Origin of the sequence: Prevotella sp. oral taxon 313, from assembly GCF_003043935.1 — a bacterium.
Classification (GTDB): Bacteria; Bacteroidota; Bacteroidia; order Bacteroidales; family Bacteroidaceae; genus Prevotella; species Prevotella jejuni.
The window spans coordinates 2,472,747-2,494,034 of sequence record NZ_PYXE01000001.1 but is presented as its reverse complement, the minus strand read 5'-3'; the positions used below and the strand labels follow the sequence as shown (position 1 = coordinate 2,494,034).

Sequence of the window (21,288 nt, the reverse complement as noted above, 5' to 3'; positions counted from 1 at the left end):
GTTAACGAGTTAACGGATTGATGAGTTGACAAGTGATTTCTATCTGTCTTCTATAAACAACTTATTCCCTATTAGCCTAATTAGGCTAATAAGCCCAATAGGGCTAATAGCCTGTTACTTTGTCATAATTTTTCACATCATAATTTTGAATTCATGCTCTTTTAGCTTCTAAAAGACGCCCAATTGACTTGCAAAAGATGCCCTTTAAGACCCTTACTAACGCCCTTTTGAAGTCCAATTAAGCACCTTTTATTTTGCCATTTGGTAACTAATTGATTCTCTGTTGATTGCAAACCTGCTTCTTATATGTGTTTTTACCGTTAGTTATAGATGTTTTCCTTGAAATTATGTAATGATTTTTCAAACTTCTATCTGCATATTTTTGAAGTCTAAAAAGACATGATTTTCAATGTCAGAGGATGATAAGAGGACAGAAAGTTGACTGTCTTAGCCATGGTTTTTGTTTCATGAGTAACTTCGATTCTTCCGTTAAAGCAATAGGAAAAGTATCCACACATTTAACGGAAGAACCTAAGAATTAGGTATGTTAAGTTGCCGTTTATGCAGTCCTACCGACCTGTTTCTACTTCTTTTCTCCACCCACTAAGTCATCATTTTTAATGCTTCGTACAGCCTTCTTGACGCTTGCCTTTAACTTACCAAAGCTCCATGAAAATCCGATATTAAAGTATCGAGGGTACATAACGGAGCGTTCATAACCAGTATAATCGCCTCGAACGATATTATATGTAGTTGCTTTATCTTTGCTGAAAGGCGAATTTGCTGATAAAGATACTGTTAGCTTGTCTTTAAAAAAGAGACGTGTCAAGGTGAAATTATAGTAGAACCAGCGTCCTTCAATGGCATACGGATTGTAAATCCTATTACCATATTCACCTCCAATACTGGTTGTCAACGTTAATTCCCAAGGCATTTTTTGCTCCCAATTAAAGTAGATACCACCACCGCATCCGCTGTTCTTGATAGCAGGTGTGGGCAATGTGATTCGGGCATAACGCATGGAAACGTTGAGTGTAAACGACGTTCCAGTTAATGGAGTCCATTCTGTGTAGGATGAAATACCAAATATTTTACTTTTCAGAATGTTCTGAAAGGTAGAAACATCTTTACGATTCTGTTCATACAAGATACGACCTATACCATTGTTGGTAAATGAATAATAGGGACTTAATTGCAAAGTAAGTTTTGAAGCAACCAACATATACATAAGTTGTAGCTTTTGGTTGCGACTGCTTCCTAAGTTTGCATTACCGAAAGAGACCGCCGTTGGTGTGCTAATGATGGCTGGATTGAGATAGCCGATGCCGGGTCTGTTGATGCTGGTATTATAGCTAAACTTCAGTGTTTGACCATCACTAATCTTGTATTGTAGGCTTGCTGATGGTACCCAGTCATTGAGATTAGCATGGTAATCGGCATTACTACCATCGGGATAGGATGCTTTCATGCGAGTAAACTCATATCTCAATCCTGCACGAGCAGCCCATTTGCCAGCGGTGAAGATATATGAGAGGTAGGCAGCAGCCACTTGTGCGTTATGTTTAAACTTACTTTCCATGTCAGGGGTAGTCCCTTGATAGTCCATTAATGACGTACTATTGTTGTAACGAAGGATATATTTTGTTCCGCTTTCTAACTTATGGTGCTTTCCAAAGGGGCGTACATAGTCAATCTGGAAAGTGTGTTCAGTGAAGCGTTTACGCGTGTTCTGGTCGTAACTTGTATAGCTGACAGGGAAGTTAACCATGTTGTTATACATCTCACGGAAGATGGTGTGTGGTCGTGTAGCTGCCAACATATAAGAAAGCGTTAGGATTTCTCCATCTAAATGAGTCTTATGTTGATAATCCAAACGTCCTCCAATATTAAGATGAGAATAGCCTGGGGTAGTCATATTATTGTCGAATTTGTAAATCAACTGACTGTTCTTGTCCCATCGTTCATTTGTATATTGTGCGTTGGCATCGGCTTTATAGCCAAGAAAATTGGTCGATGCGGTCAGCAAGTTGAGTGAATCAATCTCGTAACTGGCACTGATATTACCGAAATGTAATATTGCTGCAGTGCTATTAGTCCCATATTCACGTCTTTGTTCGCCCGTCTTTACGTAGTTGTAAACCTCCTCTCTATAGTTTTCTGTTTGTTTTCTGCTTTGGTTCCTTAGGTTATAATTGACAGTTGTCGTGAGCTTTCCCACCTTTGTTGTTAGGTAAGTACCAAGCCTTACAGAGCCGTGAGTGTCGACATCAGAGTTTACATTGCCTGATATTCCTTGTAGTTTAGTATTGCTCATCATAACGATGTTGAGGATAGCTGTAGTCCCTTCAGCATCATACTTGGCACCGGGGTCAGTGATTACCTCAATCCTTTTGATCGTAGAAGCAGGTATTGCCTTGAGAATATCCTTAAGGTTCTGCCCCGAAAGACTTGGGTCAGGATGTCCGTTCCTATACACCTTAAAACTTGTAGAGCCTTGAACCCTGATGTTTTCTTGTCCGTCAACGGTGACAAGGGGTATTTTCTTGAGTATTTCTAAGGTCGTCTTCGTCTGTGCAGTCTTGTCATGCTGCACGTCATAGGTTAGCTTGTCAATATCATTCTTGATAAGCTGACGTCTTTGTGCTACGACGACTTCCTCCAACTTCTGTGTCTTTGTGGAGTCTGTTTTAGTTGTATTCTGGGCTGATAGGGCTGTTGCAGAGATGCAAGCAGTGAGTAATAGTATTGATTTATTCCACATAGTCAAAGCGTTAAGTTCATAGTTATCAATATGATGCAAATATATGTTTTTTCTTAATAAGTTGCAATTTATTTCAAAAGTATTTTTACATTCTTGTCTTTATGTCTCATAATTGACTCCTTTTTAGTGCTTTTTTCTTTATTAATATGCAAGAAAATTACAATGCAGAAATGCGCATAGTGTTCGGTTAGAAAGCAGATGGTCAAACAGAATGAATCCTCTTTTAATGTGTTGATTAATAGGGTTTTGATAATACTTTTTCCATATATGGTATGTCAATAGAGCCTTACCAAGGGTTTAATTTAACAACAAATCGCCCTGTTCCTGCCCTTAACTACTGACGTATTGAGGCTTAGCACAAGTGGTGTTGAGGCTCCGCACCAATGGTGCGAACGCTTCGCACGAGTGGTGCGGAGGAGTGAAAGTCATGCAATATGCAGTTAAGATAAGAGCAGTTTATTGTTATAAAGGACTTATTCAACCCTAAGTAAACAAAGAATATTATATTTTTTCGTTCTATAATTCCCATCGAAACGAAGTGTTTTACGGAAACTTTTTGTAAATTTGCACATTAGTTATAATAGAAAATAAGAATGGAATACAACTTCATTGACATTGAGAAGAAATGGCAACAGAAGTGGGTTGAGAATAAGACCTACAAAGTTGTTGAGGACGAGAACAAGCAGAAGTTCTATGTACTTAATATGTTCCCTTATCCATCAGGAGCCGGATTGCACGTTGGACACCCATTGGGTTATATTGCAAGTGACATCTATGCACGCTATAAGCGACTGAAGGGTTTCAACGTGTTGAACCCTATGGGATATGATGCTTACGGACTTCCTGCTGAGCAGTATGCCATTCAGACGGGTCAGCATCCACAGCTGACAACCGATACGAACATTGCTCGTTACCGTGAGCAGTTGGATAAGATAGGTTTCAGTTTCGACTGGGATCGTGAGGTACGCACCTGTGATCCACGTTATTACCACTGGACACAGTGGGCTTTCGAGCGTATGTTCGAGTCTTATTATGACTATACACAACAGAAGGCATTGCCTATCAAGGACCTTGTTCGCCACTTTGAGGAAGAAGGAACACTGAACCTTAATGTCGCACAGAGTGAGGAACTGATTTTCTCAGCACGTGATTGGTCGAGCATGGACGAGCTGGAACAGCAGGAGAAGTTGATGAACTATCGTATTGCTTACCTCGGTGAGACGATGGTAAACTGGTGTCCGGGACTCGGCACAGTGCTTGCTAATGACGAGGTTGTCAATGGTGTGAGTGAGCGTGGAGGCTATCCTGTCGTACAGAAGTTGATGAAGCAGTGGTGTCTTCGTGTGTCAGCCTATTCACAGCGATTGCTTGATGGATTGGAGACTGTCAACTGGTCTGACTCAATTAAAGAGACACAGAAGAACTGGATTGGTCGTTCTGAGGGTACAGAGGTTGAATTCAAGTACCAGACTCCAGTAGCAGGTGGAGAGGTAAAGGAGGGTCATTTCACTATCTTTACAACGCGTGCTGATACGATGTTTGGTGTTAGCTTCATGGTATTGGCACCAGAGTCAGAACTCGTTGCAGAACTCACTTCAGAGGCTCAGAAGGCTGAGGTAGAGGAGTATTTGGCGTATGTAAAGAAGCGCACAGAGCTGGAGCGCATGTCTGACCGTAAGGTGACAGGTGTCTTCTCAGGCTCATATGGTATCAATCCATTCACTGGCGAGCAGATTCCTATTTGGATTTCAGAGTATGTTTTAGCTGGATATGGAACAGGAGCGATTATGGCTGTGCCTGCTCACGACAGTCGTGACTATGCCTTTGCAAAGCATTTCAACCTCCCAATCATCCCATTGATTGAGGGTGCTGACGTCTCAGAAGAGAGCTTTGATGCAAAGGAAGGAATCGTAACCAACTCTCCTGCTGCAGGAAAAGAGAGCATGGACGGCTTCTCTCTCAATGGTCTTACGGTGAAGGAGGCTATTGCGAAGACCAAGCAGTTTGTTACTGAGAAGGGTATCGGTCGTGTGAAGGTGAACTATCGTCTGCGTGATGCTATCTTCTCACGCCAGCGTTACTGGGGTGAACCATTCCCTGTCTATTACAAGCAGGGAATGCCTTACATGATTCCAGAGGAGTGTTTGCCTCTCGAACTACCTGAAATTGACAAGTACGAACCAACAGAAAGCGGCGAACCACCATTGGGTCGTGCAAAGGTTTGGGCTTGGAATGAGGCTGAGCGTAAGGTTGTTGAGAAGTCATTGGTTGACGATAAGACTGTTTTCCCATTGGAGTTGAATACGATGCCAGGCTTTGCTGGTAGCTCAGCATACTATCTTCGCTATATGGACCCACACAATGACGAAGCACTGGTGGGCAAAAAGGCAGACGAGTATTGGCAGAATGTAGACCTTTATGTCGGTGGTACCGAACATGCAACAGGTCACTTGATTTACAGTCGTTTCTGGAATAAGTTCCTCTTCGACTGTGGTTGCAGTTGTAAAGAGGAACCATACGAGAAGTTGGTGAACCAAGGAATGATCCAAGGACGCTCTAACTTCGTTTATCGTATCAACTCTGACGACCACTCAAAGGCACCAGTATTTGTCAGCTTAGGGCAGAAAGACAAGTATGAAACAACTCCTATCCATGTTGATGTCAACATTGTTCATGCTGATGTACTCGATGTTGAGGCTTTCAAGGCTTGGCGTCCAGAATATAACAATGCTGAATTCATCTTCGAAGATGGCACATCATCATCAGATACCCTCAACACCCAGCACCCAACACCCGCCACCTACAAATGCGGTTGGGCGGTAGAGAAGATGTCTAAGTCAATGTTCAACGTTGTCAATCCAGATGTGATTGTTGAGCAGTATGGCGCAGACACACTCCGTCTTTACGAAATGTTCCTCGGTCCTGTAGAGGCAAGTAAGCCTTGGGATACGAACGGTATCGATGGTTGTTTCCGTTTCTTGAAGAAGTTCTGGAAGCTTTATCAGCAGGAACTCAACGATGATGAGCCTTCAAAGGATTCATTGAAGAGCGTTCACAAGCTTATCAAGAAGGTGACAGGAGATATTGAGCAGTTCTCTTACAATACAGCTGTTTCTGCGTTTATGATTTGTGTTAACGAACTCGGACAGCAGAAGTGTGCTAATCGTGAGCTATTGAAGAAGATGGTTATTGTCATCGCTCCATTCGCACCTCACATGGCAGAAGAGCTGTGGGAGCAGTTGGGTGGTGAGACAAAGAGTGTCTTCGATGCTGAATGGCCAGCATGGGACGAGTCTTATCTCGTAGAGAATGAGGTGCAGCTGACTGTATCTTTCAATGGTAAGGCACGTTTCCAGATGACCTTCCCAGCTGATGCAACGAAGGAAGATATTGAGAAGAAGGCTTTAGAAGACGAACGAAGCCAGCACTATATCGACGGTAAGACAATCGTAAAGATTATCGTTGTGCCGAAGAAGATTATCAACATCGTTTGCAAATAACTATTCAATAAACCATAGAAGAGGCTGTATGGAAACAGTGCTGTTGGCTTGTTTCTCTACAAGCGGGAGCCATCTACGAAGGTGAGGTGCGTTTGTGAAGAACGCTACAGCTGTGTTTCGATACATCCTCTTCATTATAACCATTCTAAGAGCCTATGACTATTGATCAACAACTCATCCGATCCGAAGCCAAAGATTACTTTTTCTTGACCGTTGGCTTACTTATCTATGCAGCAGCCTTTACTATCTTCCTCATGCCTTATGAGATTGTTACGGGCGGAGTGACGGGTATGTCGGCTGTTATCTACTATGCTACAGGCTTTAAGATAGAAAACACTTATATCATCATCAATGTCTCCTTGCTGATTGTTGCACTGAAGATATTGGGCTTTAAGTTCTTGATGAAGACCATCTATGCCATCTTTGCCCTTTATTTCATGCTTCTCTTTGCACAGGACTTGATGCCGAAAGATTCCGCAGGGCACTTTATCAAGATGCTTGGTGAGGGGCAGGACTTTATGTCATTGATAATTGGTTGCTGTCTGACAGGCACTGGATTGGCTATTGTATTCCTAAATAATGGAAGTACGGGAGGTACGGATATCATTGCTGCCTGCGTCAATAAGTATCATGATATCTCGTTAGGACAAGTCTTGATGGGCGTCGATATTCTGATTGTGGGTAGTTGTCTCTTCTTCCCACAGTTTGGTGATATCATGGAGCGCCTACATAAGATGGTCTTTGGATACTGTACTATGTTCATCGAATGTTTTATGTTAGACCACGTGATGAACATGCGGCGCGAGTCAGTACAGTTCATGATCTTCTCTTGGAAACATGAGGAAATAGCCAAGGCTATCGTCGATGAGACCGAACACGCCCTGACCATCCTCGATGGACATGGTTGGTACACTGGTAATGATATGAAGGTTATCTGCTTGTTGGCAAAGCGTAACGAGAGTAAAACTATCTTCCGTATCATCAAGATGGTTGACCCAACAGCCTTCGTAAGCCAGAGTTCGGTGATTGGTGTCTATGGTGAAGGCTTCGACCAGATAAAGATTAAGGCGAAAAAGGAAATGAAAAAGCAGGAAAAGAAGTTGGCTGAAGCCATGAAAAAGCCTGCGAATGAAAAGAAATAAATAAGCAGAAGGGCTGTGTTCCACATACTATACCACAGGGACACATGACTCGTGTGTTCAATGGCTGTAATCTTTTGCGAGCACATGAGTGGTGGGTCCCTGTCGTGTTGACAAGGGTCTTGATGTGATAACATAGTTTTTTCATAGTAAGGAAAGGATTTACGAAGATGAAAATAGTATTTGCAACAAATAATAAACACAAGTTAGAAGAGATTAAGGACATCCTTGGAAAGGACTTTGAAATCGTTTCTTTGTCTGAGATTGGCTGTCATGAGGATATCCCTGAGACTGGAGCTACATTGGAGGAGAACGCTCGCCAAAAGTCAACCTACATCGTTGAGCATTACAGCCACGATTGTTTTGCGGATGATACGGGGCTTGAGGTGGAGGCACTCGGTGGTGAACCCGGTGTACATTCAGCTCGTTATGCAGAGGGAACCGACCACGATAGCGAGGCGAATATGCGTAAGCTATTGGCAAACTTAGAAGGGAAAGCCAATCGTAAAGCCTGCTTTCGCACCATTATCTCGCTCATCATTGATGGTAAAGAACATCAGTTTGAGGGTAAGGTAGAGGGTAGAATCGCTACAGAGAAGCATGGAACGGAGGGCTTCGGGTACGACCCTATCTTCATTCCAGAGGGTTATGACAAGAGCTTTGCAGAACTTGGTGAGGAGATAAAGAACCAGATTTCTCATCGTGCAAGGGCTGTAAAGAAGTTGGCAGAGTACTTATCCTCGTCTTATTAAAGTATTCATCTACATGCTATCGATACTCCTTCCTATTTATAAATGCAGCTGTGTGGCTTTGGTAACAGAACTCCAACGGCAATGTATGGAGTGTGGTATTGCGTATGAGATTATCGTGGCTGACGATGGAACAATGGCTGATACTATGAATCAGCACATCGTTGAGCGTAACAAAGTCATTGGTCAGTTAGAGGGCGTGCGGTATATTATAAGGCAGGAGAATGTCGGTCGGTCAGCCATTCGCAACTTCCTTTTCTCGCAGTCAAAAGGTGATTGTATCCTCTTCATAGATGGTGATTTATCCCTTGATAATCCCGATTTTATTCGTAGATACACGCAAGCAGAAGGTGATGTGGTCGTTGGTGGTATTAGAATAGGTGGCAATCCAGAACAATGGAAAGGGAATCTTAGATATAAATATGAGTGTGTGTGCGAAGCTAATAACACCATAGAAAAACGACAAAAACAACCTTTTCAACATCTTGCAACCAATATCCTCATACGAAGAAGTGCATTAGGTGAATGTCCATACGACGAGCGCATTAGTCGTTATGGCTATGAGGACGTGTTGTTGGGGAAGCGTTTTCAACAGCAAGGACTTACTATTAACCACATTGATAACCCCGTTCTGTTCTGTAACTTTGAGTCTAATGAGACATACATAAGCAAGACCGAGGAGGCATTACACACTCTCCTCCAATTCAGAAAGGACTTAATCAACTTCTCTTCACTGCTCAAGATGGTTGAAAGAATCCATCATTTCCACCTCGCAAAGCTCCTCTTTTTGGCTTTCAAGTTGCTTCATAAGCCCTTAAAACATCGTTTGGAAAGCAATAAACCAAGTATTTTTCTGTTTAATCTATATAAGCTCATGTATTATATAAGCCTTGAGCAGCAAGCAAGATAATATTCATTTCGACAAGAACCCACTATGACAATAAAACGAATTATCCTATCTTTTATCATTCTTATATCCTCTCTCTCTGCTATTGCAGGAGGTATTGGGACATGGAAGTCTTACCTTTCTTATGCCAACATACAATGGGTTGAGCAAGGAGGCAATCGGTTATATGTACTTGCATCTAATGACCTTTACACCTATAATAAGGCTGATCAAAGTATTCAGACATACGATAAACAGAACGGACTAAGTTCTATTGGCATCCGATTCATTGGTTGGAATGAAGTCGCCAAACGTCTTGTTATTGTCTACGAAGACAATAATATCGATCTAATGGACGCTAAGGGGAACGTTACGAACGTACCCGACTATTATTTAAAGGCTTTGACTTCCGACAAGACAGTCTATAGTATTGATATGAATGGGGCTTATTGCTATCTTTCAACAGGCTTCGGACTTGTCAAGCTGAATGTTGGTAAGGCAGAAATAAGCGATAGTTACAACCTCTCCTTTCCGGTTAATTACAGTTATATAGAAGGTTCTTACATCTATGCTGCAAGCCAGTCTAATGGGCTATATCGTGCTCCGTTAACGACAAACTTGCTCGATAAGAACAACTGGACACAGGTTGGTGGCTATGTGGAAAGACCGAAGACGATGGATGCAAACCTCCTTAATCAAGCGAAAACATTGAATCCTGGAGGTCCAAAGTATAATGGTTTTGTCTATATCCAATACCTTAATAACCGCTTATATACCGTCCCTGGTATGTTTAAATCAGGTTATGGAGATTCTAATACACCTGGTGCTGTGCAGATTCTACACGATGGCGAGTGGACGAATTATCAAGAGAATCTATCGTTAAAAACGGGCTATGACTATCTTGATAACAATGTTCTTGCAGTCGATCCACGCAATGCTAACCATGTATTTGTTGGTGGAAGAACAGGTTTATACGAGTTTCTTGATGGACAATTAAAGGCTTATTATAATAAAGACAACAGTTTGTTGCAAGGTGCAATGGACCGAGGACGAGAGTTAGGAAACAATTATGTGCTTATTGATGGGCTCTGTTTCGATAATATAGGCAACCTTTGGATATTGAACAGTCAAACCTCCAGAGAGAATCTCTTGCGCCTTTCGGCTGATGGACAGATGACTTCTTTCAGTAAGCCATCCCTTATGAAGAATGGAGTAGGGGGCTCGGTCCTAACAAGTATGGTCTTCGATAATCGCAATAACTTATGGTTCTGTAATGATCACTGGGACTATCCGGCTTTGTTCTATTACCAACCAGCAACTGACAAGTTGCTTTCTTTCACTAGATTTGTCAATGAGGATGGTTCGAGCTTAGACTTAGTACCCCATAGCGTGATGCCTTTGTCGAATGGAGATGTGTGGGTTACCACTACGATAGGACCACTTCTATTGTCTCGTTCGGCTATTGATAACCCTGAAACAGCCGTTTTTACACAGGTAAAAGTGCCTCGTAACGATGGTACCAACCTTGCTGATTATCTTCTGTCGGGCATTGATGTCACCTGTATGGCTATTGATGGAGGAGGCAGAAAATGGTTTGGAACAAAGGCGAATGGCGTTTATCTCATCAGTGCCGATAATATGACACAGGTGAAACATATCCTCTCTTCAAATAGTCCACTCCTATCGGATAATATCCTTTCTATCGCTATCAACAACGCAACAGGCGAAGTATTCTTTGGTACGGACAAGGGTTTATGCTCTTATATGAGCGATGCGACGACACCATCCGACCAACCGAGTGAGGACAAAACATACGCTTATCCAAATCCAGTTAAGCCCGGTTATACAGGTCCAATCACCATTGTTGGACTCTCAATGAACGCTGATGTGAAGATTGTTACTACAAATGGTGTACTCGTTGCAGCAGGTGTTAGCAATGGTGGTAGCTTTGTTTGGGATGGCAAAGACAAGTCTGGTAAACCCGTTGCATCAGGTGTTTACATGGTTGAAAGTGCTGATGAGGATGGTAACAATGGCGTTGTTTGTAAGGTTGCGATTGTGAGATAGAACAAAAAAAATATTCATTTCATAATAATCTTACTATAAGAAACAACTATAATGAAGGATTATCAATAGGGTATATGGAGTTAGAGAGAGAACATTGGATAGATATGCTACGAGGTTTCTGTATGTTGGCAATATTGTTGGATCATACTGAAATCTATTAAACAGGAGGTAACCTTATTCCTTATGATTGGTATGTTTCGAATGTTCTAATCGTCTTTTTCTTTCTGTCAGGATACCTAATGTACAAACAGCAAGGCTTTTCTATGAAGCGTAAGATGGTTTCAATAGGGCGTAGTTTACTTCTCCCTTATTTGCTCTTTACTATAGTTTTGGCACTACCAAAGGCCTTTGCACATGGTCATAGTTTAGACTGGGAGAGTTTATTATTGCCTATCTTGACAGGTAGGGCCTCTTGGTTTATTGCTGCTTTGGTAGTTTCTGAAATTGTTTTCAGCCTTTTTTTGTGGATAACTCGTGGAAAAGTTATAGCCTTACTCATTCTCTCTTTGTGTGCTTTTGTTGGTTCGGTACTTTTAACGAAACAATCCACTGATTATCCTTGGTGTATCAACAATGCCCTGCAGGCAGTCCTTTTCCTTTATATCGGATGGTTTTATCAATGTCGAAAAGAAGTTTTCAACCGTATCAACACACCATTATACACATCATTTCTCTTTATATCCCTTATAATAATAAAAGGTTATGCAACGTGCAAAGGGGTGCATACGATGATATATCCAATGAGTATAGACTCTTATTTCCTATTCTTTCTTGATATGTTGACGAGCATTTTCTTACTTGTTAATGTTTGTAAGCAGTTGCCAAGATGCAAGCTGGTAGAATGGGTTGGAGCGCATAGTATTGTTTATTATTTCGTCTGTGGAGGTGTTCCTCTTTGCTTATCTTTAGCACTTGAGAAGGTGGGGTTAGACTATCATGGGGCTTACTATAGTGTACTGATAGCCTATGCTTTAGTCTGTATAGTGGCAAGCGGTATTGTTGTAATCGTCTATCGCTACTTATCATTTATGATAGGAAAGAGGCAGTAGCTCCTTTTTAACGAAGAGATAACAAACAGAAAGCAGTTGAAATATTTGCTTCTAAAGGCAGAGAAAACCGGTTGTGATGGTGTTTGGTATACTGAAGGCGAACAGATAAAACGCTTGAAATAAGACAAAAGAAAGCTGAAAATCGCTATCTTTGTATGTATGCTATCTTCTTGGTAACACTTGACAAGGACGGATATGTTGTTGTTTCTCTATTTTTAACGCCATGTTAATGGTTCCTATTGAGTGCTGTCTGTCTTATTCTTTGGCTTCCTAAGCACTCCTTATAGGTCTTTTGATGTCTCTTTCCCCATGTTTACTCAATAGCCGAACAGTGTGATATAAACTTGAACTGATACGCTTTATCGAATTATTTTCATGAAGAGAAAGAATTTTTTTCATGACAAGAAATATTTATTTTCATGAAGAAAAATATTTTTTTTCATGAAAATAAATTCATGAAAAGAAATCTTATGGGTTGTTTACCTTACTTTTATCACACCTAAAAGCCTATTTCGAGGTGTTTGTTGATACTTGTATGCAATATTGATGAGGGTTGAAAGTAACTGATTTACTTGCTTTTATCAATAAAAGAGAGTATCTTTGCAAAATAAAGTAATGACTATTACGGTAATAGCTATTACTAAAAAGGAATGTTTATGAGGTTTTATGATAGAATAAATGAGCTAAAACTGCTCTCTGATGTAGAGCTATTGAGCCACCAAGAGGCCCAAATGACGGTGCTGATTGGTCGTAGACGTATTGGCAAGACCGAGCTTACCTTGAAGAGTGGAGAGCGCCTTACGCTGCTTTATTTCTTCGTAGCACGTAAGTCGGAAGCACTGTTGTGTGATGATTTTCGTGCTGTGATAGAAGAGACACTGCAGGTTCCTATTGGACGATATACATCTTTTTCAAAGCTCTTTCATCATGTGATGGAATTGTCTAAGACACGTGCTTTCACTTTAATCATCGATGAGTTTCAGGACTTCGGGCGTGTTAATTCCTCTATATTCAGTGAGTTACAACGTGAGTGGGACTTGAATAAGGGTGGAAGTCACCTTAATTTGATAGTTAGTGGTTCGATTTATTCGATGATGCATAAGCTATTTGAGGATAGTAAGGAGCCACTTTTCTCACGTGCAGGACGCATTATAAATCTGCAGCCTTTTACTACTGACACCTTAAAGGAGATTCTTCGTGACTTTAATCCATCCTATACTGCAGAGGACTTATTGGCACTCTTCACTGTATCGGGTGGGGTAGCATGGTATATCAGTTTACTGATGGATAACAAGCGGACGGTAAGAAAGACGATATACAGTATGCTTACGGAGGTAAATTCGCCTTTTATCAATGAGGGTAAGAACGTTTTAATAGAGGAGTTTGGGACTGATTACTCCATTTACTTTTCTATTCTTATTTGTATATCTGAGGGTCAACTTACGCGTAAAGAGATAGAGAATAAGATCGGAATGGAGGCCAGTGGCATTGGAAGCTACCTTGAACGACTGGAGAAGTATTATGGTTTGATAGAACGTCATCAGCCTATTTTCGCAAAGAGTAATTCTCGGAAGGTGCGCTACACACTATGCGATAATTTCCTTACATTGTGGTTTCGTTTCTTCTTCAAGTATCAGGCTTTCGTTGAGAATGGTGCTTTGAAGCAACTTGCACGCCTTATCGAACGTGATATCAACATGCTTGAAGGCTTCATGTTAGAAAGGTATTTTGAGCGTAAACTGCGTGAGACAGGTGATTATACACGGATAGGAAAGTACTGGGACCGCAAGGGCGAGAATGAAATAGACCTTATTGCAGTGAACGAAATAGATAAGGTTGCATGGGTGTATGAGGTGAAACGCAATGCTAACAAATATGATGAGGCTATCCTTCGAGCTAAGGTAGATAATCTATTGCAGAACTGTTCAGAGCTTCGGAGCTATAAGTTAAGTCTTGGTTGTTTATCTTTGGACGATATATAGATAATTGGTTTGACCATTACACAGGGGCATATATAAGGACTAAAAACGCCCTCGTCGACCCTAAAACTTAATAGAGTAGGGGATAGACGAGGGCGTTTATGGGTATTGATAGGTTGTGATAAACCAGCGTTTCGTGCGTTATTATTTCTATTGTCTCTAATGAGCTGTGTTGAGGAGGTCGGCAGGTAGAGGGATATCAAGGCTGCGAGCGCGTTCGGCATTACGCCTCTTTATCTTGCGCTGGGCATCAGCCTTCTGCTTTGTTATGGCTCCCGGCTTCTGCTTGTAGAGTGGGAGTAGACGCGGATTCCACGTACCCTGTACGTCACGCTTGGCCTTACACTCGATAGACTTGGGGTAGTAATAGACGGCTTCGGGCTGTCGCTGGGTCGCATAATCACCCGTATCCCATCTACCATTGTCGTTTTCATCGACGATGACACGTAGGTAGTAGACCCCAGGCTTTACGTAGTGGAAGGTCGCTTGATTGTTCTTTGCATACGTCTCCTTCACTGGCTTGTCGCTTTCATTGAGTAGTTGCAATAGGCAATTCTTACCTTCCATGCCCTGTAAGGTCATCATCAACGTGCCATACTCGTCTATTGACGGGATACGGATGCCCTGTTTATACTTTGCAGACACCTTTCCATAGATATCTGTGAAGGCTGCTGAGTCGACCTCAAGACTATATTCATGACCCGGATCCCAGGTGCTGACGAGTTTCATTAACCGTGGTCTACCAGGTTCGGCACCGAAGCTGTATTTCGCTCGATACCACATAGAGTCTATCTTCTCATAGAGATGTATCTTGGAGGTATCGGTCTTTTCAAGTGGAGTAGGGAGCTCGAACGTTGGGTTTTGGTCTGGGTCCATTTGCGAGGAGACATTGTATCTTACCTCTAAAGGTGTGACCGGCATAGCCGTTTGGAAGTCTTTTCCACGTTCTTTGGCCTTCTCCTGCTTCTTAAACCACTTGTCGTACTCTTCTTGTTGACGCTTCAGACGCTTTGCGTAGGGCACCTTTGAGAGTATCTCCAGCGTGTCTGTCTTAGGCACAAGTTTACCCATACTGTCCGTCATGTTATAGGTCATCTGCATTCGCAGCGTGTCTTGATTTACAAGGGCCGTATCACGAAGCCAATAGATGATGGTGTCTTGGTTCAGACTTGGCTCTGTTATGAAGGCATCTTTAGCATTGAAATTGAGTCCTTTAAGCTGTGGGAGGTCGGCATCACCATAGCTATAAAAGAGCGTGAAATGGTTTGGCTCCTTGCGTTCAGACTTGAGGAAGAAACGGTCAGTCTGCGTAGGTGTAAAGGAATTCAGCACCACATCATCTGGAAGGAAATGGGTGTAAGGCACCTGTTTGATGTCTTTAATATGCAAAGAGTCAATCCAGAGTGTGTCTTGTCGTATGTCTGGCTTCCATGAAGGCATAATGACTTCGGGCGTGAAGGCCAATTTCTCGCTCTTTTGATTGTACCTATAGTTACCGTCCATGTCCTGTAAAGCGTAAATGCGGTAGTCTCCCTTGGCAACACCTCGTATGCTGAAGCGACCACGACTATCGGTGCGTGAGACGCGAAGCATAGGTAGTTTCTCGAAAGCAGAGTCGTTCTGATTACTGTAAAGACCCACGAGAATACCCTTTACAGGCTCCAGGTTCTCTGCTTCTAACACGTAGCCAGACACCTCAAGGGTGTCAATATGATCGCCAGTAGAGAAGCTGTAGGTGTAATTCCCTAATGGATTGCCCTCGTTATTGTCTGAGATAGCATCAGAGAAGTCGATGGTGTAGGTGGTGTTTGGCTGTAGCTTGTCTTGGAGACTCACTGTGATATGCTTTCCTGTAGCCTTTATTTCGGGTGCTTCTATCTGTGGAGGCGATACGACAACCTTCTCAGATGCGTTGTCTAATTTGATGAACTCGTTGAAATAGATGTTCACCTTCTTACTGTTTACATCAGTTGCTCGTTCAGAGGGGGAGGCAGCCAACACTCTTGGAGGGGTCTCATCGTACCATCCACCATCTGGTTGTCTCATCTTCGCACAGGACGACAGTGTCAAAAGGAGTATGGTAAAAAGGAAAAGAAGTAAAACCTTTGGTTGGTAGAACACCGCAAGGTAAGGACTAACCTTAGCTGAAAGGCCATCCCTTCCACCTATAACTTCTTGGCAATATCTCTGTTGTTGTTTCTTCATATCGCTGGTTTTACTTGTTTACCCTTTTGCTTTTTACCTCATAAAGGTTGTTTTATCCTTTTTACTCTGTAGTCTTTTGCTGGTTCATACTCAGTAGTTCTTCAAGGTTGTTACGGCTGTTTGAAAGGCGTGGAATCTTATGTTGACCACCGAGCTTACCCTTTATTTTGAGCCAGTCATTGAAGAGGTCCTTGCGTGCAACAATTATCTCAAGCGGTTGAAGGGTAATGTTATGAAAACGTTTCGCCTCGTAGTCTGAGTTAACCTCTTGTAGTTTGTCATCAAGAACTTTGGCAAACTCGTCAAGTGAAGAGGGTTCTTTCGCAAACTCAATGAGCCACTGATGACGACATTTAGCCTTCGCATCCATATACATTGGGGCTGCTGTGTAATCAGACAGCTGTGCGCCAGTGGCTTTGCAAGCGGCTTCGAGACCCTTCTCGGCATTGTCCATGATGAGCTCTTCACCAAAGGCATTGATGAAATACTTGGTTCTTCCGGTGATAACAAACTTATAAGGGTTGGTCGAAATGAACTGTACTGTGTCTCCTATCTCGTATCTCCAAAGTCCACAAGCAGTACTAATCAGCATCGCATAGTTGCGCCCTATCTCCACACCCGACAGTGGGACGATGTTCGGATGTTCACTTTCAAACTCGTCCATAGGCAAGAACTCGTAGAATACGCCATAGTCGAGCATGAGCGACATACTGCTGTCTGTTGGGTCATCCTGTATTCCAAAGAAGCCCTCAGAAGCGTTGTATGTCTCCATATAGTTCATCCCTTGCTTGGTAATGAGCTGCTCATACTGCTCACGATAGGGTGTAAAAGCAATGCCACCATGGAAGAACACTTCTAAATTAGGCCATACTTCTTCTAAGTGTTGTTTACCACTCAATTCGAGAACACGTACTATGACAGAGAGCATCCAAGACGGAACACCGGATAGATTGGTAACGTTCTGCTTGAGGGTCTCCTGTGCAATTCGGTCGCGTTTCACCTCGAAATCGCTCAGTAAAGCTGTTGATTTCTTAGGTACACGGCACAGGTTTGCGAGTGGATTGATGTTCTCTATGAGGATAGCACTTAGGTCGCCTACAAGTGAGTTGTATAAGTTGTAGTTTGGAGAATGGCTCCCACCTAAGATAAGACTCTTACCGTTGAAGAGTCTACTCTCTGGGTGATTACTAAGGTAGTAAGCGATAACGTCCTTTCCACCTTGGTAATGAATTGTCTGTAATCCTTCGTGGGAAACAGGAATGAACTTACTCTTATCGTTTGTTGTACCAGACGACTTAGCATACCATCTCACCTGTCCTGGCCATAGAATATTGCGTTCTCCATGGCGCATACGGTCGATGTCACCCTTCAATTCCTCGTATGTGTTGACTGGAATGTTCTGTGTGAAATCTTCGTATGACTTTATCGTTGAGAAGAGATGTTTGCGTCCGTATTCGGTGTCCTTGGCTCGTTCAACGAGGTATTGCATGACTTCCCGCTGGATAGCCTCTCCATCCGTGAGGTAGTGCTCAAGCTCCTTACGTCGTGGATGGAAGTACAACTTGTTTACTATATTAGTAAGACTCATTCAATTTCTCTGGTTGATTAAATTGCAAAATTACGCCAAAAAAGCTAAACGAGTAGCCTTTTTCTATATTTTAACACTGCTTTTAAGCTGCATGATGGGTCTTTCCTTGTATTCTGTGCATGATTAGTAATGTGACTTTTCATCCTCCTTTATTCTCATCTTTCAGCCCCCCTCTCTAATTTATTTTCATGAAAAAAAATATTTTTCTTCATGAAAATAAATATTTCTTGTCGTGAAAATAATTCTTTCTTGTCATGAACAAAATTCGATGAAAGGGGTAGGGTAGGGCCTTAATCCTTTTTTTTTGTGACAGTATAGCCTATTTTTTAGCTATCTAATTGGCCTTATCAGTACTCATGGGGATGCTTTATAAGGAGGTAATAAATCCTTTTCTTTATGTTTAGTTGATTATTATAGTCTATTATTATATATATTATAGTCTATAAAAGAGGCATTATTTGATTTCCTATATACTCCTTATACCTCTTTTTGTAAGCCTCCCCCTGCCTTCAGAGGGACAAGGGGAGGCCTTTTCTTTTTAATGTGCTTCTAACCAGTTTTTGCCCCATCCGGCATCAGCTATCAGTGGGACGTTCAGTGGATAGGCGTTCTGCATCTCTTCAATGACAATGCGCTCCACCTGTTCGCGCTCTTCTGGGTAGACGGAGAAGTTAAGTTCATCATGCACCTGAAGAATCATCTTTGAGCGGATTCCTTCTTTCTTAAAGCGTTCCCAGATGCGTACCATTGCCACTTTGATGATGTCTGCCTCCGTTCCCTGTATCGGTGCGTTGATGGCATTACGCTCAGCAAACCCGCGGACAGTGGCGTTGCGACTGTTTATATCAGCCAGATAGCGGCGACGATGGAAGAGTGTTTCGGCATAGCCTTTGGCTCTTGCCATCTCTTTCGCATGTTCCATATAGGCTTGTACCTTTGGGAATGTGCGGAAGTAGTCTTGTATGAGGTCTTTTGCCTCAGCATTTGAGATGTCCATGCGTTGGGCAAGTCCGTAGGTGGTGATACCATAAATAATACCGAAATTGGCTTGTTTTGCCTTCTTTCGCTGTGCGTCAGTGACCTTATCTATGTCCTCATGCCATATTTTTGCAGCCGTTGCACGATGGATGTCATGCCCCTCACGGAAGGCCTCCATCATGTTTTCGTCCTCAGAAAGGTGGGCCATAATACGTAACTCAATCTGACTATAATCTGCTGAAAAGAACAGACAACCCTCTTCTGGGATGAAACACTTACGTATCTCCTTCCCATCATCCGTGCGTACTGGGATATTCTGTAGATTTGGGTCGCTTGATGAGAGACGCCCAGTAGCAGTCAGAGCCTGATTGAACGATGTGTGGATATGTCCTGTACGTTGGTTTATCAACTTTGGAAGAGCATCAATATACGTACTCAGAAGTTTCTTTATTCCTCTGTAATTGAGTATGTTACGTACGATAGGACTTTTATTTTCAAGACTCTGAAGCACTTCCTCACTCGTCACGTATTGTCCTGTTTTTGTCTTCTTAGGTTTGTCCATGATCTGCAACTTACCAAAGAGGATGTCACCCACTTGTTTTGGACTTGAGATATTGAACTCTTCACCGGCCTCCTTGTATATTTCCTGCTCGTATTCTCTCATACGTTCATTGAAAATCTTTGACGTGTCTTGCAGTGCTTCTGTGTCTAAGCAGACACCATTTAGTTCCATGTCTGCTAACACTCGAACCAATGGCATCTCTATATTCCAGAAGAGTTCTTCGACGCCAAGCTCCTTTAATCGAGGCTCAAGTACGTTTCTCAGTCGCAAGGTGATGTCTGCATCCTCTGCAGCATACTCATAGATGTCAGTAGGAGAGAGGTTGCGCATATTCTTCTGCTTCTTTCCTTTCGGACCGAGCAGCTCTTCTATGTGTATCGTTTGATAACCAAGAAGGGTCTCAGCCAGATAGTCCATGTTATGATGTAACTCTGGTTGGATGAGGTAGTGGGCAATCATCGTGTCGAACATCTTACCTTGAATGGTCACGCCATATCGGGTTAACACCTCATAATCATACTTGATGTTCTGTCCGATTTTCATGATTTTGTCGCTCTCATATAGTGGTTTAAATATTTGAACGACTTTTAACGCTTCTTCGTAATTGTCTGGTACGGGGACATAAAATGCCTTGCTTTCTTCAGCTGAGAAGCTTAAACCTACTAATTCAGCATTAATTGCATCGGTTGAGGTCGTTTCTGTGTCTATACTAACAAACTCTTTTGTAATAAAAAAGTCACATAACTGACGTAATTCACCCTCATTTTCAATGAGTTGATACTCATGTTGATTTGTTTTTATGCTCTCATATTTCGCAAATTTAGGTTCACTCGACTCATTGGTCGTGTTTTCTGCAAATAAATCAAGCTGATTGTTGTCTGTTTTTGACTTTACTTCATCTTTATTAAGAAACTTGTTGATGAGTGTCCTAAACTCTAACTCTTCAAATATCGTACGCAATTTTGCCTCGTCAGGTTGCTCTACTTTGAGATTATCCAACTCGAGCTGCATTGGAACATCAGTACGAATCGTTGCAAGGAACTTAGACATCTTTATGTCTTCAACGGCATTCTCTACTTTCTCACGTAGTTTACCTTTTATCTCGTCGGTGTGTTGAAGCATGTTGTCAATGCTTCCAAACTGATTAATTAACTTAGCTGCTGTTTTTTCACCGACGCCCGGACAACCTGGAAAGTTGTCGGCTGTGTCGCCCATCAACGCCAAGAGGTCGATGACCTGGGCTGGGGTAGGGATGCCATACTTGTCTCCTACCTCCTTTTCTCCTATTATCTCATAGCCGCCACCATGGCGAGGACGATACATAAAGACGTTAGGACCGATGAGTTGACCATAGTCCTTATCGGGCGTAAGCATAAAAGTCTCGATTCCATCGGAGCCAAAACGTGTTGCTACAGTACCGATGATATCATCGGCCTCAAAGCCATCTACTTGTAGAATAGGGATATGCATCGCTTCAAGTATCTGCTTGATAAGGGGCACAGAGAGCTTGATGTCCTCTGGTGTCTCCTCTCGTTGTGCCTTATATTCAGGGAAGGCATCATGGCGGAAAGTCTTTCCATGGTCGAAGGCTACACCGATATGCGTTGGACTCTCCTTTGTAAGCACTTCATTAAGTGTGTTACAAAAGCCCATGATAGCGGATGTATTCAGTCCTTTCGAGTTTATACGAGGGTTCCTAAGGAATGCGTAATAGGAACGATAGATGAGCGCGTAGGCATCAATAAGAAAGAGTTTCGACATAACTAATTATTCTGTTTATGCTGTAAAATTACTAATTTTCTTCCATAATCTCCGATAAAATGAG

11 protein-coding genes are annotated in these 21,288 nt (G+C 42.3%); 7 read left to right on the top strand and 4 right to left on the bottom strand.

Annotated features, from left to right (window positions below):
* Nucleotides 1-583 precede the first annotated feature (583 nt).
* Nucleotides 584-2,761: an outer membrane beta-barrel family protein gene (locus AXF23_RS09735; protein WP_233251281.1), complete on the bottom strand. Its 2,178-nt coding sequence runs from the start codon at nt 2,759-2,761 to the stop codon at nt 584-586.
* Nucleotides 2,762-3,354: 593 nt separating this feature from the next.
* Between AXF23_RS09735 and AXF23_RS09730 the strand changes: the two genes are divergently transcribed.
* The 7 genes from AXF23_RS09730 to AXF23_RS09700 all read left to right on the top strand — a co-directional run bounded on the left by AXF23_RS09730 (nt 3,355) and on the right by AXF23_RS09700 (nt 14,133).
* Nucleotides 3,355-6,261 carry a leucine--tRNA ligase gene (locus tag AXF23_RS09730; protein WP_107625166.1) on the top strand — a complete coding sequence of 969 codons (2,907 nt, stop codon included), beginning with the start codon at nt 3,355-3,357 and terminating at the stop codon, nt 6,259-6,261.
* Between the two features lie 155 nt (nt 6,262-6,416).
* Nucleotides 6,417-7,403 carry a YitT family protein gene (locus tag AXF23_RS09725; protein WP_107625165.1) on the top strand — a complete coding sequence of 329 codons (987 nt, stop codon included), beginning with the start codon at nt 6,417-6,419 and terminating at the stop codon, nt 7,401-7,403.
* 167 nt (nt 7,404-7,570) lie between these two features.
* On the top strand, nt 7,571-8,152 hold the full coding sequence (locus AXF23_RS09720; protein ID WP_107625164.1) for a non-canonical purine NTP diphosphatase: 582 nt from the start codon (nt 7,571-7,573) through the stop codon (nt 8,150-8,152).
* 13 nt (nt 8,153-8,165) lie between these two features.
* Nucleotides 8,166-9,059 carry a glycosyltransferase family 2 protein gene (locus AXF23_RS09715; protein WP_107625163.1) on the top strand — a complete coding sequence of 298 codons (894 nt, stop codon included), beginning with the start codon at nt 8,166-8,168 and terminating at the stop codon, nt 9,057-9,059.
* A gap of 24 nt (nt 9,060-9,083) precedes the next feature.
* Complete coding sequence (locus tag AXF23_RS09710; RefSeq protein WP_107625162.1) at nt 9,084-11,102, top strand: type IX secretion system anionic LPS delivery protein PorZ; 2,019 nt, start codon at nt 9,084-9,086, stop codon at nt 11,100-11,102.
* A gap of 176 nt (nt 11,103-11,278) precedes the next feature.
* Complete coding sequence (locus AXF23_RS09705; RefSeq protein WP_370445514.1) at nt 11,279-12,151, top strand: acyltransferase family protein; 873 nt, start codon at nt 11,279-11,281, stop codon at nt 12,149-12,151.
* Between the two features lie 656 nt (nt 12,152-12,807).
* On the top strand, nt 12,808-14,133 hold the full coding sequence (locus AXF23_RS09700) for an ATP-binding protein (RefSeq protein WP_107625161.1): 1,326 nt from the start codon (nt 12,808-12,810) through the stop codon (nt 14,131-14,133).
* 156 nt (nt 14,134-14,289) lie between these two features.
* Here AXF23_RS09700 and AXF23_RS09695 read toward each other — a convergent pair whose 3' ends face one another.
* From AXF23_RS09695 to polA, 3 genes are all read right to left on the bottom strand, one after another.
* Nucleotides 14,290-16,335 carry an Ig-like domain-containing protein gene (locus AXF23_RS09695; RefSeq protein WP_107625160.1) on the bottom strand — a complete coding sequence of 682 codons (2,046 nt, stop codon included), beginning with the start codon at nt 16,333-16,335 and terminating at the stop codon, nt 14,290-14,292.
* Nucleotides 16,336-16,396: 61 nt separating this feature from the next.
* On the bottom strand, nt 16,397-17,923 hold the full coding sequence (locus AXF23_RS09690) for a GH3 auxin-responsive promoter family protein (protein WP_107625159.1): 1,527 nt from the start codon (nt 17,921-17,923) through the stop codon (nt 16,397-16,399).
* A gap of 538 nt (nt 17,924-18,461) precedes the next feature.
* Nucleotides 18,462-21,224: a DNA polymerase I gene (gene polA / locus AXF23_RS09685; RefSeq protein ID WP_107625158.1), complete on the bottom strand. Its 2,763-nt coding sequence runs from the start codon at nt 21,222-21,224 to the stop codon at nt 18,462-18,464.
* Nucleotides 21,225-21,288 lie beyond the last annotated feature (64 nt).